Origin of the sequence: Nocardia sp. BMG111209, assembly GCF_000381925.1 — a bacterium.
GTDB lineage: Bacteria > Actinomycetota > Actinomycetes > Mycobacteriales > Mycobacteriaceae > Nocardia.
On the sequence record NZ_KB907307.1, the window covers coordinates 3,588,134 to 3,602,768 of the forward strand.

15 protein-coding genes are annotated in these 14,635 nt (G+C 69.9%); 1 reads left to right on the forward strand and 14 read right to left on the reverse strand.

What is annotated here, in order from left to right; all coding sequences use genetic code 11:
* Positions 1–8: 8 nt before the first annotated feature.
* The 12 genes from argS to G361_RS0116570 form a co-directional block, all read right to left on the reverse strand.
* Positions 9–392: an arginine--tRNA ligase gene (gene argS / locus G361_RS50355; RefSeq protein WP_231386888.1), complete on the reverse strand. Its 384-nt coding sequence runs from the start codon at positions 390–392 to the stop codon at positions 9–11.
* A 211-nt stretch (positions 393–603) separates the two neighbouring features.
* Positions 604–1,836, reverse strand: a complete 1,233-nt coding sequence (locus G361_RS0116515; RefSeq protein ID WP_019928205.1) for a serine hydrolase domain-containing protein — start codon at positions 1,834–1,836, stop codon at positions 604–606.
* Positions 1,837–1,982: 146 nt separating this feature from the next.
* Positions 1,983–2,444: a hypothetical protein gene (locus G361_RS0116520; protein ID WP_019928206.1), complete on the reverse strand. Its 462-nt coding sequence runs from the start codon at positions 2,442–2,444 to the stop codon at positions 1,983–1,985.
* 23 nt (positions 2,445–2,467) lie between these two features.
* On the reverse strand, positions 2,468–3,082 hold the full coding sequence (locus G361_RS0116525; RefSeq protein WP_019928207.1) for a bifunctional 2-polyprenyl-6-hydroxyphenol methylase/3-demethylubiquinol 3-O-methyltransferase UbiG: 615 nt from the start codon (positions 3,080–3,082) through the stop codon (positions 2,468–2,470).
* A 92-nt stretch (positions 3,083–3,174) separates the two neighbouring features.
* Positions 3,175–4,062, reverse strand: a complete 888-nt coding sequence (locus G361_RS0116530; protein ID WP_019928208.1) for an ATP-grasp domain-containing protein — start codon at positions 4,060–4,062, stop codon at positions 3,175–3,177.
* A gap of 13 nt (positions 4,063–4,075) precedes the next feature.
* Positions 4,076–4,894 carry a PIG-L family deacetylase gene (locus tag G361_RS0116535; RefSeq protein WP_019928209.1) on the reverse strand — a complete coding sequence of 273 codons (819 nt, stop codon included), beginning with the start codon at positions 4,892–4,894 and terminating at the stop codon, positions 4,076–4,078.
* Positions 4,895–4,936: 42 nt separating this feature from the next.
* Complete coding sequence (locus tag G361_RS0116540) at positions 4,937–5,830, reverse strand: hypothetical protein (RefSeq protein ID WP_019928210.1); 894 nt, start codon at positions 5,828–5,830, stop codon at positions 4,937–4,939.
* 61 nt (positions 5,831–5,891) lie between these two features.
* Entirely contained in the window at positions 5,892–7,049 is a 1,158-nt protein-coding gene (locus G361_RS43855; RefSeq protein ID WP_019928211.1) for a radical SAM protein, read from the reverse strand.
* A gap of 123 nt (positions 7,050–7,172) precedes the next feature.
* Positions 7,173–7,535 carry a hypothetical protein gene (locus G361_RS0116550; protein WP_155981475.1) on the reverse strand — a complete coding sequence of 121 codons (363 nt, stop codon included), beginning with the start codon at positions 7,533–7,535 and terminating at the stop codon, positions 7,173–7,175.
* 122 nt (positions 7,536–7,657) lie between these two features.
* The gene (locus G361_RS0116555; RefSeq protein ID WP_019928213.1) at positions 7,658–8,059 is read right to left on the reverse strand and encodes a hypothetical protein; all 402 of its coding nucleotides are present in this window, start codon (positions 8,057–8,059) and stop codon (positions 7,658–7,660) included.
* A 382-nt stretch (positions 8,060–8,441) separates the two neighbouring features.
* Positions 8,442–10,019 (reverse strand): serine/threonine-protein kinase, encoded by a 1,578-nt coding sequence (locus tag G361_RS43860; RefSeq protein WP_052172673.1) that lies wholly within the window; start codon positions 10,017–10,019, stop codon positions 8,442–8,444.
* 111 nt (positions 10,020–10,130) lie between these two features.
* Entirely contained in the window at positions 10,131–10,862 is a 732-nt protein-coding gene (locus tag G361_RS0116570; RefSeq protein ID WP_019928215.1) for a hypothetical protein, read from the reverse strand.
* A gap of 132 nt (positions 10,863–10,994) precedes the next feature.
* On the opposite strand from G361_RS0116570, the gene G361_RS0116575 reads away from it, so the two are divergent.
* Positions 10,995–12,182 carry a hypothetical protein gene (locus G361_RS0116575; protein WP_019928216.1) on the forward strand — a complete coding sequence of 396 codons (1,188 nt, stop codon included), beginning with the start codon at positions 10,995–10,997 and terminating at the stop codon, positions 12,180–12,182.
* A 166-nt stretch (positions 12,183–12,348) separates the two neighbouring features.
* On the opposite strand, the gene G361_RS0116580 is transcribed toward G361_RS0116575, so the two are convergent.
* Both G361_RS0116580 and G361_RS0116585 read right to left on the reverse strand, forming a co-directional pair.
* Entirely contained in the window at positions 12,349–13,182 is an 834-nt protein-coding gene (locus G361_RS0116580) for an NAD-dependent epimerase/dehydratase family protein (RefSeq protein ID WP_019928217.1), read from the reverse strand.
* A 112-nt stretch (positions 13,183–13,294) separates the two neighbouring features.
* The gene (locus G361_RS0116585; RefSeq protein WP_019928218.1) at positions 13,295–14,608 is read right to left on the reverse strand and encodes a carotenoid oxygenase family protein; all 1,314 of its coding nucleotides are present in this window, start codon (positions 14,606–14,608) and stop codon (positions 13,295–13,297) included.
* Positions 14,609–14,635 lie beyond the last annotated feature (27 nt).

A 14,635-nucleotide genomic window follows, 5' to 3' on the forward strand; every position in this document is an offset into this window, starting at 1 on the left:
AGCAGAATTCACTCCTTGGTCGACGGTGGCAGACGTTTTCCGGCGCCGTTGCCGGAAAACGCACCCCGCACCCTAGCCGCCCGCACCGACATCCGCCTGTCGCGTACCCGTTTTCCGCCATCCCCGCACGTCACACACGCCCGGCCCGCCCCCTCCCACTCGATCCCGCAGACGATCACATCCGCTCCGGCGCGGCGATGCCGAGCAGGTCCAGCCCGTGCGCCGGGGTTCGCGCGGTCAGCCGGCACAACGCCGGCCGGTTGCCGCGAATCGGAGTGCCCGCGGAAGGTGAGCACCCGCTCGAGACAGTCGCCGATGATCGTGGTGCGCAGATGCCCCACCTGCATCTCCTCGGCGATGTTCGGCGCCGAACAGTCGACGACCGTGCGCAATCCGTTCCCGGACTCGGGCACGCCGAGCCGATCGCCGGGCGGGTTCGGTCGATCGCCTCGGATACGGCGGCGGCAACCTGGTCCAGCAACGGCAGAACCCCGGAACGGGTCACGAGACGAGCCCTTCTAATCGGTGATGAACCGTCAGTATCCCAGGCGGGGGCGCGATCACCTGCGCGCAGAACCGGTGCCGGCCAACGGGTTCGACCGATCAGGCCGCGTGCGGCGCGGCGAGCCGGGCGCGGGCGCGGGCCGCGCGGGCCCCGCGGATCGCCAGCGGCAGAACCCATCCCGAGGCCAGCTGGTCGGCGGTGCCGCGGCCCATCGACAGCCGGTTGTGCACGAATCCGACCGACAGGCCCAGGCGCGGTTCGGCCCAGCCGAAGCAGCCGCCGACGCCGATGTGGCCGAATCCGGCGTAGCCGCCGGGCACCGGGACGGAGTGATAACCCAAGCGCCACAGCATCGGTGCGTAGCCGAGGGTGCGGTCGGGCTGAAATGTCTGGATACGGCGCAACTCTCGCAACGTCCGGCCGGACAGATAGGCGGTACCGTCCCCCGCGAGCACCGCGTAGACGACGGCCAGCGCGCGGGCCGTGCACACCCCGTTGGCGGCGGGCATCTCGGTGTCGAGTACCGGCGGATCGTCCCCGTCGAACAGCGCGTGCACACCGCGTACGTACAACGCCCCCGCCATCGACCCGATCGGCCCCGGAACGCCGTGCACCCGGCCGAGCATCAAACCCCCCGCCGCCGACCCGGCGGCGGCGAACCGCGAACCCGACAGTGCCGCAATGGTTGTCGTCGAACCCGCGGCCGGCCGGCCGAGATGGATACCGTCGATGCCGAGCGGCTCGGCGACCTCGGTGCGGAACAACTCCGCCATCCCGCACCCGGTGACCGCTCGTGCCAGCCCCGCCACCAGCCAGCCGAAGGTCAGCGCATGGTAGGCCGGAACACCTTGCAGCCGACCGGGTTTCGCCGCGGCGAGCCGTTGCTCCAGCAACAGGTGGTCGAGCAGTTCGGCCGCCGCTCCCGGCGGCAGCGCCGACAGCCCCGCACGATGAGTGAGTATGTCCCGCACCGTGATCCGCGATTTCCCGGCCGCCGCGAACGCGGGCCAGTAGGCGGCTACCGGAGTGTCGTAATCGATCAGTCCGCGATCGGCGAGCCGGTGCACGACCGTCGACGCGATCCCCTTGGTGGCCGAGAAGACCAGCGCGCCGGTATCCGCCGTCCACGGCCGCGACGGCGCCGCGCTGCCGGTCCAGATGTCGACCAGCGGCTCACCGTGCCGATATACCGCCACCGCCCCGCCGCTGCCGGCCCGGCCACCCACGAACCGCGCGAACGCGCCCACCAACGACCCGAACCCGGCACCCGCCCAGCCGTACACCCCGACCGGCAGATCCACGGATCCCGTGGTGGAAGCAACGCTGCTCACCCTTCCACGGTACGGCCGTACCTGTCACCCGGCAACGAACCGCGCACCGCCGACCTGCGCACAGCGGGCCGGTTCGCAGTCAGCAGGCCGGATCTTGTGCCGGTTCACAGCCGGCGCGCCGGTTCGCAGTCAGCGCCCGCCCGCACTCAGTACTGATTCTTGATGACGAAGTAGGAACCGCGGATGGTGCCCGCCAGCTTCGACTTCTGCCGCGCGAACTTGAACGCGGACAGCTCGTCCGGGACCTCCATCCCGTCGGAGAGTTTGAACCCGACCGCCCGCTTACCGGCGTCGTCGAGCGTGTACATCACGTTGATCGACAGCCCGCTCTCGTAGAACACGTACGCCATATGGATGCCCGCCACCTCGAAGTCGGTGGCCTCGAGCGGCGGCGACGCGATGACGATGCCGCGCTCCTGCTCGAGGATCCGGCTCACCCAGTCGACGGCCGAGCGGGCATCGGCCGCGGGCTCGACGGTGAACACGTGGTCGTACTTGTTCTTGAAGTACCGGGCCTCGTTGGCCCGCAGACCGGCCAGCGCCGCCGCGACCGGCGACGATTCCAGGCCCACGGTCGATACGGTGGTGAAGTCCACTGCGTAGGGCATTGGCGAACTCTACAACGAGCCGCTCACCGGCCCCGGGAGAACACCGCGACCAGAAAGTCCGATTCGTCGGTGAACGGCCGCAGATCCCACGTCGACAGCAGCACATCCACCCGCAACCCGGCCTGCTCCGCATCGGCGAGGAACTCCGGGAACGCGTACCCACGGTCGGCGCCGAACCCCACCACGGCCCGTCCGGCCGGGCCCAGATGCCGGGCGAATCCGGCCAGCACGGCCCGGCGCGTCGACGGCGCCAGAAAGGTCATCACATTCCCCGCGCACACGATCGCGTCGAGGTCGGCGGCGATCCCGCGGCCCGGCAGATCCAGTTCGGCGAGGTCACCGACCAGCCAGGTCGGCCCGGGATGGTCCTGTTCCGCCGCCGCGATCAGCACCGGATCGACGTCGACGCCGACCACGATATGCCCGGCCCGGTGCAGGTAGCCACCGATGCGCCCCGGCCCGCATCCCGCGTCCAGAACCCGCGCCCCGCGCGGGAGCATCGCGTCGACCAGCCGCGCCTCCCCCACGATGTCGGTCCCCCGCGCCGCGAGCGCCCGGAACCGCTCCACATACCAGGTCGAATGCGCGGGATCGGCGGCAATCCGCTCCTCCCACCGGCTCGGGGTCCGTCCGGTCATGATCAGTTCCTCTTCGCTCGGGTCGCCTCCGCTTCACTGTGCCACCCCGGCCCCCGCGGGTTACCGGTGCCTCCGCCTCCGATCCGGCGCGGTCAGGACGATCCGCCCGCTCCGGTGTGCGGCGATCCGTCCGGTAGACCGCCGCTGAGCGCGGCGATCAGTATTTCGGGCGGAATGCTCGCCGGCCGATCGCTGACCTGCCCGTCGCCGAGTTCGATCAGACGCCGGGTGCCGTCGTCCCGCAGCGCGAAGTCGGCCGTCACGAAGGGGAGCCCGAGGTCCGCGATCGGACCGCCGAGCGCCGCGACATCCACCTCGACGGCGGGCAGATCGTCCGGGGTGTCGGGGTGGGGCCCGATCATCGCGCAACGGCCGTCGACCCACCACGTGCGCACCTCGGCCGAGACGAATCGCTCGAACCGCCGGAGCACGAATCCGCCGGTCATGTCCTCGCCGCGCAGTTCCCGGAACCGCCGCGCCACCCGCCGGGACGCCTCCGCGTCGTCGAGTTCGGGGATGTACGCGGCTTCCGCCCAGTAGTGCTTCATCGACTTGGTGTAGTCGCGCAGCACCGCGGGCCCGGAGCCGAGTTCCGCACGCGCACGGTCGAATTCGGCGTAATCGTCGCCCGCGGTCCAGACCGTCCGCGGGGTCAGCGCGGCGAGCGCCGAGTACCACCCCGGCAACTCGTGTGCCCGGCGGTACTGCTCGGGGCCGGTCCGCAGCGTGACCCCACGCCGCCGCAGCGCCGCATCCAGCGCGGCGTACTGCTCGCTGCGCAACATCCAGCCGCGATACCACGCCGGACCACCGGTCCGGACCGCGCGCACCGCCTGCTCCGCGCCTCCCGGTCCGGCCGCCGCGTCGTGATCGATCAGCGCGACCTCCAGACCGGCGGCACGCGCGGCCTCCGCCTCGGCGGCGAAATGCTCATCCGGGCGACGCGGATGCAGCACATCCGCGGGTACCAGCAGAATCATGGCCCCGGCGAGCTCACCGGAGCCCGGCGAAGAGATCGGTTTCCCGCGCGGGCGCCGCGGCCACCCGATTGGCGTGGCGGACGAAACCCTCGGTCGCGAAGATCATCTGCTGGAATTCGAACGGCATCCGCAGAAACGGCACGCTGTCGCTCTGACTGCTGTGCGCCTCGAGCGCCTTGACCTTCTGCTGAACGTAGGGCGCCACATCCACGAGCGCGGTGATGAACTCCATCGGCGTCCCGAAATCCTCCGGCGGCTCGAAACCGAGCTCGATGATGCCCTTCGCCCGCAGCGCCGCGAACATCTCCCGCGAGCTCTCGCGCGGAATCGCGGTGTAGTAGAGCTTGTCCGGGATATCCGTCGCCGCGGCCGCCGCGAGTGCGACGCGATTGGCCTGGATATGGTCCGGATGCCCGTAGTTGCCGTTCTCGTCGTAGGTGACGACCACCTGCGGCCGGTACTGCCGCATGAGGTCCGCCAGCCGCGCGGCCGCCTGCTCGACCGGGATGTTGTGGAAGGCCTCGGGGTGCCCGTTGGCCTCCCACCCGTCCATACCCGAGTCGCGATATCCGAGCAGTTCGACATGGTCGATACCCAGCAGGGCCGCCGACTCCTGCAGCTCGCCGAGCCGCAGCGCCCGTACCGCGGCCTCGTCGTGGCCCGGTTCGCCGGGCTTGATCCCGCCGGGCGCATCGCCCTGCTCGCCGTTGGTGCAGGTCACCAGGACCGTCCGGATACCCTCGGCGGCGTACCGCGCGAAAATCCCGCCGGTGCCGATGACCTCGTCGTCGGGATGGGCGTGTACGGCCATGATCGTCAGTCGGTCGGCCATGGATCCCCCTCTGTCGGTGTCCGGTGCTTCGTCGTCCTCACTCTACGAAGCAACACCGACATCCGACGAGCCCATCCCGCCGGCGGGCGCCACGAAGTAGCCGCGGCAGCTGAACTGGAGATCGATCTGACCGTGCGGTTCGGCGAAACCGTCGTGCAGCAGGTTGTCCGTCGGGGCGATATAGGCCTCGCCGGGCCGGACCACGATCTTCGTGACGGGGTAGTGCGGGAACACCTGCATGAAGCGTCTGCCCAGCGCGAATCGCGGATCCGCCGCGCCGTCGAGTAGATCGCGTTCGGCCAGCGCCCGCGCCATCACCGCGAGCGGCGCGTTGACGACCAGCAGGCAGCGGTCGTGGTCGCCGAGATTCGCGGAGACCCGATTGGCCGCTGCGGCCCGCTCGGCCAGCGGGCCGTCGTCCCAGCTGTCGACGTGCAATCCGACCCGGCGGCCGTGACTTCCGGTGGTCATGGTCGGATTGCCGGCGGGGATCCGGCCGTACAGGAACGGGGTCAGGATCCCCGGCCGCGCCGGATCGGTCAGACCGTTCGCCCAGCGCAGCGCCTCCACCAGCGCCAGCCGACCGGCCGGGCCCTCGATCAGGGCATCCAGCGCGGCCGCATCCCCCGTCGCCGACACCGCGCGCAGCGCGGCGGACGCCTCCAGCACCCGGCCGGGTACCGGAAGCACGGCGATCCAGTCACCGGGCAGCGCACCGGGTCCGGGCGTGCCGAACAGCATCGCGCATTCGGCACGCCCGGGTGCGCGCCACGGACCCCTGGGCACGAAACACCCCTCGGAATAGGTTTCGGCCCAATCGGTTTCGGTGGCGGGCCGGAATCCGGAACTCAGTTCGACCCGGTCCGCGGACGGCAGCCGCAGCGTCAGTCCGCGGAGCAGTTCCCCGTGGTCGATTCCGGTGGATCGGAGCGTCATCACATCGTCCTGCGAGATTTCGGCGGAAAGGATGTGCCGGACACGGTGCGTGGCAACGGAATCAGGCGGTCGCGTGCTGATGCCGCCACTGCGCCACCGTCGCTGGCACCCGGCCGCGCAGACTCTCGGCGAGATGGGCGATCACCGGCCGCCCGGTGCACAGCAGGGTGCCGTGACCGTCGTCGTCGCGCTCGCGCGCTTCGGTCTCGGCCACCAGCGATCCACCGCACGCGTCGAAGAAGGGGCAGGACAGGCAGTTTCGCGCGACCCGGCGTTCGGCCTCGACGGCGCAACGCTCGAACACCGGGCCCGCCAGCATCTCGCCGAACGATTCGGTGAAGATGTTGCCGATCGACCAGGTGGGATCGCCGTAGGGTTCGCCGTAGGTGAAACAGGCGCCGTCGGTGTTCACGAGCACGACGGGCAGCCATTCGCGGCGGTCCCGATAATCCGGCCCCCGGGCGCCGGCGAGATATCGGGCCGCGATCCGGACGTAATTGTCCAGCGGCGCCGGTGGCCGCTGCAGCGTATCGCCCGCGAGCCACAACTCGGCCAGTTGCACCAGCGCGGCGAATTCCTGCTCCGCGGTCACCTCGAACGGTGTGGTCTGACCGGCCTCGCCGGTGTCGAACAACGGCAGCACCCGGAAATTGAGATCGCGTTCCTCGAAGAATCGGAACACCTGCGCCACGGCATCGATGTTCTGCGCGGTCAGCACCGAAATACATCCCACCGACACCCCCGCGGCCACCAGTTCGTCGAGGTTCGCGGCCACGCGGCGCTGCGAATCGCGCCCGGCCTGATTCACCCGCAGTCCCCCGATCACGTCGAGGGAGACCCCGACCGAATCGAATCCGTCGGCGAGCAGTTGCCGGCGGTCGTCGTCGAGAACCGTCAAATTCGTCTGCACACTGTTCGAGGTCGCGATGTGGTTACCGAAGATCTCGCGCTGATCGGCCAGCGTCTGCCGATAGAACCACGCCGGTTGCATCAGCGGCTCCCCGCCGTGCCAGATGAAATCCAGTGCGGTCCGGGCACCGTCGCGTTCGTCGGCCGCCCGGAAATGGTCGCGGAGCCCGCGATACATGGCGATGAGCTGCACACGGGACATGGCCGCGCGATTTCCCAGCTCCGGATATTCGTAGCAGTATCGGCATCGCAGATTGCAGAACTTGGAGACCTTCACCACGATCTGCATGTTCCGGGTGGTCGAATTCATCCGAGCACACTCACTTCCCGCAGGGCGGCACCGGCTGCCCGCACCCGCCGCCGGACGATCGGAACCCGACGACGGACACGGAACATGCTGTGCCGCAAGAACAATCGACACAAGGAGGACGGGCTACGGCTCGATGATCTGCACGAAGCCCGGGGGCGCCTGATGGAACGGCTCCACCTGATTGAACGGTTGTCCCTGCCGGAACGGCCCCTGCTGGAACTGATGGAACTGATGGAACGGGTTCGTCTCCGCGTCGTGCTGCACGCCCTGGGCGGCGACAGGCTGCGCCGTGATCTCCGGCGCGAACACCGCCGCGAGATGGGCCTGCGCCGCGGCCCCGACCACGGCGCTCTGCGCGGCCGGCGCGACCGCCGCACCGGCCGGCCCGGCGAGACCGACGGCCATCGCCGGCGCCGCGGCCATCGTCGCGGCGATTCCGGCGAGCCGCGCTATCGCCGCCACACGGCTGCTGTTCGAAGGTGACATTCCGAATTTCCTTCCGGTCGTGCCCGGCGGACTCCGGAAGCCTTGCGCTCCTTCCGTATTCACCCGGACACCAACAGATAGGCGCGTGGTTACACCGCCGGGCCGGAAGGCCGTCCGCCGGATCAGTTCTCGCGCGCGTAGGTGACGGCGCCGATGGTCAGGACGGCCCCGCGCACCCCGATGGTGTCGGTGGTGACCTTCGGAATGTTCGCGCCACAGGCATACGGCGCGCAGCGATCGATGGTGGCGCGCAACGTATTGCCCTCGACGTCGTAGCGTCCGGCGAGCGCCGCGCCACCACCGGTGTTGTTGTTGACCATCTGCAGGACATAGGTCCCGTCGGCCGCGAACCGATACTCCGAGACCCCACCGGGCCCGGCCGGACTGTTCGCGGAATCGGTGATCCAGGTCCCGACCAGCGCGGACGGGATCTGGGCAGCGGCGGTGGTGGCGGTGGTGGCGACACCGAACGCGCAGGCGGAAACGGCGGTCAGCAGTCCGGCGGCAAGGGCGAGAGTGCGCATGGTTCGGTCCTTCTGGATCGGCGCGACGTGGAATTCGAAGCCCCGAACGGGATTTCGGAGTCCCTTCCATGGTCACGACCCCGGCCCCGCGCCACTACCCACCCTGGGTGGCGAGCGCGCCCACCTCCGGTGCCGATCCCCGCACACCGGTGGTGGGCCGCCACCGTCACCGGCGATCCCGGCTCCGGCACCCGGCCGCTTCCAGCACGAACGATGTCACGATGCCACCCGTTTCACCCGGGTACTCGACGACGAGGACGGTCGCCGGGTCGTGCACGGCTGTTTCGATCGAGAGCCGCAGATACAGCACGGCTCGGCCTGCCATTCACCGCCCGAACAACGTTGCGGCACAGCCCATCTCCCGCAACCGGTCCAGCACCGCTCAGCTCAGCTTCCCGAGGGTCCCCGAGACCGCCGACGCGAACTGGTCGGCCAGTGCGTAATCCGGCGCGGACGCGCTGACATACACCGTCACCAGCATGTTGCGCTGCCGGAACATCACCATCGCGGGGTGCACCGGGTTGCCGGAGTCGGGCTTGGTGTAGGAGAACGACTCGTCACCGACGGTGGTGTCGGCGCGGACGGAGGTGCCCGGCGAGCGACGCGGCTCGTCGCGCATGTCCTGCTTCTCCATCGCGAAGGTGTCCTGCGCCTGCGTGATGCTGACCAGGCGGATCAGCGTCACCGAGGCGAAGGTCCCACTGTTGGGCGTGGACCACTGACACGCACTGTGCGTTTGGAATTGGCTGGTCACGGCGGTGCCGAGGATCGCGCCGGCCGCCTCGTCGGTGAACAGCGAACACGCCTCCGGATCGGCCATGATGAGCGCCCCCGAGCCGGCGGCGGCCGCCGTGGTCCGGATCGGCGCCGGCGTGGCCCCGGTCGCTCCCGACGGCCGCGGCGCGGCGGTCGGGGTGCCGGTGCCGTGCCGGGCATATACGAACGCGACCACACCACCGACCAGCAGCAGCGCCACGGCAGCGACGACGGCGACGGCCACACCCCATCGGCCACCGGCGCGGACCGGCGGCACCGGCGAGTTCGCTCGGACCGGCGGCACGGACTCCCCCGTGCTGACCGACCGCAGGATCCCCCGCGCCTGGACATCGGTCATGCGCTGCCGCGGATCGCGCTGCAGCAGACCGGTCAGCACCGGCGTGATCGGCCCGGCCAGCCGCATCGGATCCGGATCCGCGCTGACGGTGGCGACGAGTACGGCGAGCATCTCGTCGCGTTCGTACGGTGGATGGCCCTCGACCGCGAAGTACAGGGTCGCCCCCAGCGACCACAGATCCGAGGCCGCCTGCCCCTTCTCACCGTCGAGTCGCTCCGGCGCCACGTAGCCGGGCGAGCCGTTGATCATATCGGTGCGCGTGAGCGCGATATCGCCTGCCACAGTGGCGATTCCGAAATCGGTGAGCACGACCCGGCCGTCACGGCACAGCATCACGTTCGCCGGTTTGACATCACGGTGCAGCACCGCGCCGGCATGGGCGGCGGCCAGCCCGTCCAGCAGCGCGAGGCCGATGTTCGCGACCCACTCCACCGGCAACGGTCCCTGCTCCGCCACGATCCGGTCCAGGGATCGGCCGTCCACCAATTCCATGATGATCCACGGCCGCCCATCCTCGACGACGACATCGTGGACGGTGACGATCGACGGATGCGACCGCAGCCGGGCCGCCGCGCGCGCCTCGCGCAGTGTGCGCTCGCACAACATCTGCGCCGCTTCGGCATCCGCCTCGGGCGGGATGCGCACCTGTTTCACCGCGACGGTCTGGTGCAGGAGAAGGTCGGTGGCCCGCCACACATCCCCCATACCACCGCTGCCGAGCAGCGCGTCGAGCCGATAACGGTCGGCGAGAACGGGACCTGCCGGTGGCGGCGTCCCCCACGGGGCCGACTGCGCACCGGAACCGGCGAACTCGAGCCCGCGCCCGGGCGCCGATTCTCCTGCCATGACTTCACTCCCAACTCGTGGCACGATCCGAGCCGATACCACCGGCGCGAGTCTAACGATTCACAGCCACCGATGGTTCACCGGGAATTGTTGCCGGACACCGCCCGACGCTCAGCGGGCCGCGACACCCGCGAACCGGACGCCCAGCCCGTGCCCGGTGGCGTCGAGATCCATCGGATAGGCCCGGTGCCGTTCGAATTCGGCGGAGACGTCGTCGGCGTCCACATCGGCGTGAACCCACCAGGCGGTGCCGTCGGCGGGTTCGGCGACGACGGCCAGTTGCCAGCCGGCCGGGGAATGGTAGGCGCGCACCCTGGTCGGCAGTACGTTGCGCGCCTTCAGCGCGGACCGCGCCGCGTCGCGGCCCAGGGCCGGAAAGAAGACGGACCCGGGGCCGGGCTCGACAATCGCTGCGAAGCAACGGTTTCCGTCGCGCCGATAGGTCGCGAAGTCCACCACGGCCCGCCCGTCGAGCAGTGCGGTCAGTTCGTCGGCCCCGAGATCGGTGTGCAGCGTGCGGCCGGGATTCGGTTCGGCGTCGAGGACGAGCGTGAAGCGGACGGCACCGTCGTCCGGCGTGACATCGACGCTGACCGTCGCGGCCCGCTCGGCGTGCGCACCCGCGGCATCGGCGTCCGCGTCGACGAGCCAGGTCCGCGGCGGCGCGTCCGCACCACCGTCGTCGTGGTAGAAGGCGGCGAACCGCCGCGCATCCCGCACCCCGCGCCGGTAGTTCGCCAGTCGCTGCAACCGCATCCCCGGCATGGTCAGCCCCCCGATCTGATCGGGCTGGATATCGTGGGACCAGAACCACCGGCGAGGCGCGGGACGAATCGACGACATTCCGGGACAGTAACCCACCCGCCGACGCCGCACCCGGCATCGCCGCGCCACCGCCGAACCGGGCGACGCCACCACCGGTCGCGCTCCGCCTCGTCCTCGTCTCAGCGGTGGGAATACTGTTCGATGAGGCCCGTGGACACTGTCGACTTCGCGCGGGTCGTCGCGGAATTCGGTTCCGGCTCCGCACAGTTGGTCGAACCGGGCTCGGCGGCCGCGGCCCGGGTACCGGCGGACTGGACGGACATCGCCCGCGCCCGGGACCCCCGCACCCGCCGCGCCGCGGCCGTGGCCCGCTGGAATTTCGACCTCTTCACCGACCTGCTACCGCGATTCGCGTTCGTGCTGAACGAATGCCTCGACGACGTCCGAATCTGCCTGCTCCGCGGCGATTGGATACTGCTCTACGCACTGCGAAAGCCGTTCGCGGCGCACGAGTTCCGGATCGGGTGGGACCCCGCGACCTTCGGCGCCGACCGGCCCCCGCACTGGGACACGCTCCCCGAACCACTGCGGGCGTTCCTCGGCACGGTGCACGCGGGATTCACCGACCTCGACGGAATATCGTTCGGCCCCACCCGGCCTCGCGACATGCGGACGTACCGGGATCTGAACCTGGCCGACCCGATCCGCAATTGGGAAGCGGCCGAGGACATTCCGGGAGACCGGGCGACGCTGGTCACCCGAGGTCTCGGTGGCACCCGCTATTTCGTCTCCCCCGACCTGCCCGCCGGGACGATCGGCTGGGAGGCGGGTGGCAACCTCGACCGGCCGCTGCCCTTCGCCCGCACCCTCGACGACCTGATGAGCTACGGCTTCCGGCTCGAACGTGACCGTCCGCCCCAGCCCACCGTGGCCCCCACCCCGGAACAGTTGCGCCGAGCGGTCCGCTCCATGCCACGAGCGGCCCGCGCGGTGGTCTGGAACCGCGAGCTCACCGAAGACCTTGCGCGCGAACGTATCCGCGAGCTCGTCGCCGAACTGCTCGACGCACTGGGCGGCCAGGTCCGGGTACATCCACAGGATGGCCCGGACGGCGAAACGATACTGCCGTTCGACGACGACGCAGGCAACATCTACCAGGTCGACCGGCTCGAGACCCGCTACCGGCTCGTGCCCCCGGCCCCGGACCGTCCCGGCAGCTATCCGCCGGTGATCGTCCGGATCTGGGAACAGCAGGGCTGGACGGTCACCCTGTCCACCGACGCCGACGGGATCGTCGCGCAGGCCCGCACCCCGGATTGGTACGAACTCTCCCTCACCCACCGCGACGAAAGTCTGCGCCTGTCCGTCGCCTCACCGGGCTTCCACCGGCCGCTCTGAGCTCGGAAGTACACCAGCACAAGGTGTCCGGGACACGATCGTGGCCCCACCGCCCACCAGTACAGCGTGTCCGGTCAACAGGACGTCCGAGGAGCAGCGGCCGTCCCACAACGAACCGGATCGGGCGACGGCAGGCACTCCCGCGCCACGATCGTGGCCCCACCGATCATTCGTGAGCGAACCGGAATCCGGTGGCCCGCAACCGCGCCGAGCTGATCGGCACCTCCGGCGCCTTGATCTCACCCCGATACGTGAGCGCGGGAAGCCCTGTCGCAGCACAGATCTCGGCGAAGACCTGCTCATTGGTCGGCGGCACCACGGCATCCGGATACGCGTTGTAGACACCGGTGAGCCCACGAGCGACCACATGGTCCAACGCCGCCGCGGCATCCCGGTAGTCGATCCGATACAACAACGCATCCGCCGCGAACGGCACACTGCCGCCGAGTCTTTCGTGCGCGAACCGAACCCGCGCGGGATAGTCCATATCCCGAGGATGTCCGTAGACATCGGGTATCCGGACCACCGCGCCACGCCGCGCACTCAACACTACCTGTTCCGCGGCAAGGAAATTGCGCGGCGACGCGTCCGGATCGTCGGTCGCCGGGGTGGATTCGTCGACCTCGATACCGGACGCCGCCCCGTACACCGAGCCGGAACCGGCGAACACCACCCGCTCGTGCAGATCCACGGCCACCCGCGCGCTGGCCACCAGTGTGTCGGCGTACTCCGCGACCCGGGACGCCGCATCGAATGCCCGCGTCAGCCGCGGGCTCACGGTCAGCACGACAGCATCGGCACCGTCCACCGCACGGGCCACGGCCTCCCGGTTCGAGCCGCGCGCGACCACCACCGTCGTACACACCCCACGCAGTTCCGGGATCCGTTCCGGCGTAGTGGTGGTCCCCACCACGGTGTGCCCGCCGCCGGTCCAGCGCCGGGCCAATTCCATCCCGACATTGCCGCAGCCGATGATCGCGTATCGCACGGGCACCTCCATGGGGAAACAGTGTTTCCATTCTCCACCCGAGCCGCGCGGGCCGCGCGGCGAGCGCGGATCGGCGGGTGCCCGAGCCGAAGCCGCCGCACGGCTGCATCGGCCGCAGGTCGGCTCACACCGAGTCCGGAACCCAGATGCCGTGGAAGCCGTTGGGAACCCGCACGGGCAGATGCACCTCAGCGATCGGTGCGGCGTCGAGATCGGCGGCATCGAGGATCAGCAGATAGCCGGTGTCGCGGCCACGGTCGTGCGCGAAGGTGAGCAGATACCCGTCGTCCTCCCCCCGCCCCCACGAGCGCGGAACGAAGACGGCCTCGCCGCAGGTATGGCCGTCGGGCAGCCGATGGGTGCGGCGGATGACACCACCGGTGAAGTCGTAGCGGTGGATCAGGGAATGCGACGGCCGGGCGTCCAGCGAGAAACTGGTCAGATATCCGAACCGATGCGCCTGCCCGATCACCGTGTCGGCCACGCGGGGATATTCCACCACGGCGTCGTCGAGTTGCTCCTCGGCGACGGTGCCACGAACGAGATCCAGCCGCCACCGGTACAGGCGGGGAAGTCCGCCACTGATGTCGTCGGCGCCCCCACGCCACAGGCTCGGCACCCGGGTACCGGTGACGGTGAGGATCCCGTCCGCCTCGAACGCGTTGAGCGTGTGCCAGACATAGCAGGGCGTCACATCGAACCAGCGGACCGGCCCACCGGCGCGGGCCGTCACCCCGAAGCGCGCCCGATGCGTATCGTCCCACCGCCAGCCCGGCACGGCCCGGTCGAAGACCACCGGCAGATCCATGAACACCAGATGGTTCTCGGTGACGGCGAAGTCGTGCATCATGGTCGCGCACGGAGTCTCGATGACCCGGGCATGCAGCCGCCCGTCGGCCGCGACGCGGTAACAGGTCAGATACGGCGGTCGCAGCCGAGTCCCGAAGAACAGCAATTCGCCTGTGACAGAGCATATCTTGGGATGCGCGGTCATGGGCGTCGCCAGCGCGCCACCGAATGTGTACGGGCCCACCGTATCCAGATCCGGGGTGAGTTCGTAAGGGAAGCCGCCCTCCTCCAGCGCGAGCAGATGGGTGTTGGCGGTGGTGACCCGATAGTCCATCGTCGCGGTACCGGGATCGAAGGCCAGTTCGGCCCGGGAACGCCCGGGATTGTCGTACAGCGGGGTACGCACATAGCGGTTGCGGTACCACCGGGCACGACCGCCGGACAGGGCGACCGTGTGCACCATGCCGTCACCGGCGAAGTAGTGCGGTGACCGGCCGGTGCGCGGATTGGGACCGTTGCGCACGAACATGCCCGCCAGCTCGGGCGGGATCTGCCCCACCACCTCGGTGGGTGCCACGGTCACCTCCGCGGTGACCGGCGCGTTGTTCCCGGCCAGATGCAGCGGTGTGTCGGCGTGCGAGGCGTTCATCGGCGGTTCTCCGTCCTGGATCGGCCG

What these genes read in the sequence shown, in the direction of transcription:
- G361_RS0116520 (WP_019928206.1), bottom strand. Translation starts at nt 2,444, where the DNA reads ATGCCCTACGCAGTGGACTTCACCACCGTATCGACCGTGGGCCTGGAA.
- G361_RS0116525 (WP_019928207.1), bottom strand. Translation starts at nt 3,082, where the DNA reads ATGACCGGACGGACCCCGAGCCGGTGGGAGGAGCGGATTGCCGCCGAT.
- G361_RS0116530 (WP_019928208.1), bottom strand. Translation starts at nt 4,062, where the DNA reads ATGATTCTGCTGGTACCCGCGGATGTGCTGCATCCGCGTCGCCCGGAT.
- G361_RS0116535 (WP_019928209.1), bottom strand. Translation starts at nt 4,894, where the DNA reads ATGGCCGACCGACTGACGATCATGGCCGTACACGCCCATCCCGACGAC.
- G361_RS0116540 (WP_019928210.1), bottom strand. Translation starts at nt 5,830, where the DNA reads ATGACGCTCCGATCCACCGGAATCGACCACGGGGAACTGCTCCGCGGA.
- G361_RS43855 (WP_019928211.1), bottom strand. Translation starts at nt 7,049, where the DNA reads ATGAATTCGACCACCCGGAACATGCAGATCGTGGTGAAGGTCTCCAAG.
- G361_RS0116550 (WP_155981475.1), bottom strand. Translation starts at nt 7,535, where the DNA reads ATGTCACCTTCGAACAGCAGCCGTGTGGCGGCGATAGCGCGGCTCGCC.
- G361_RS0116555 (WP_019928213.1), bottom strand. Translation starts at nt 8,059, where the DNA reads ATGCGCACTCTCGCCCTTGCCGCCGGACTGCTGACCGCCGTTTCCGCC.
- G361_RS43860 (WP_052172673.1), bottom strand. Translation starts at nt 10,019, where the DNA reads ATGGCAGGAGAATCGGCGCCCGGGCGCGGGCTCGAGTTCGCCGGTTCC.
- G361_RS0116570 (WP_019928215.1), bottom strand. Translation starts at nt 10,862, where the DNA reads ATGTCGTCGATTCGTCCCGCGCCTCGCCGGTGGTTCTGGTCCCACGAT.
- G361_RS0116580 (WP_019928217.1), bottom strand. Translation starts at nt 13,182, where the DNA reads ATGGAGGTGCCCGTGCGATACGCGATCATCGGCTGCGGCAATGTCGGG.
- G361_RS0116585 (WP_019928218.1), bottom strand. Translation starts at nt 14,608, where the DNA reads ATGAACGCCTCGCACGCCGACACACCGCTGCATCTGGCCGGGAACAAC.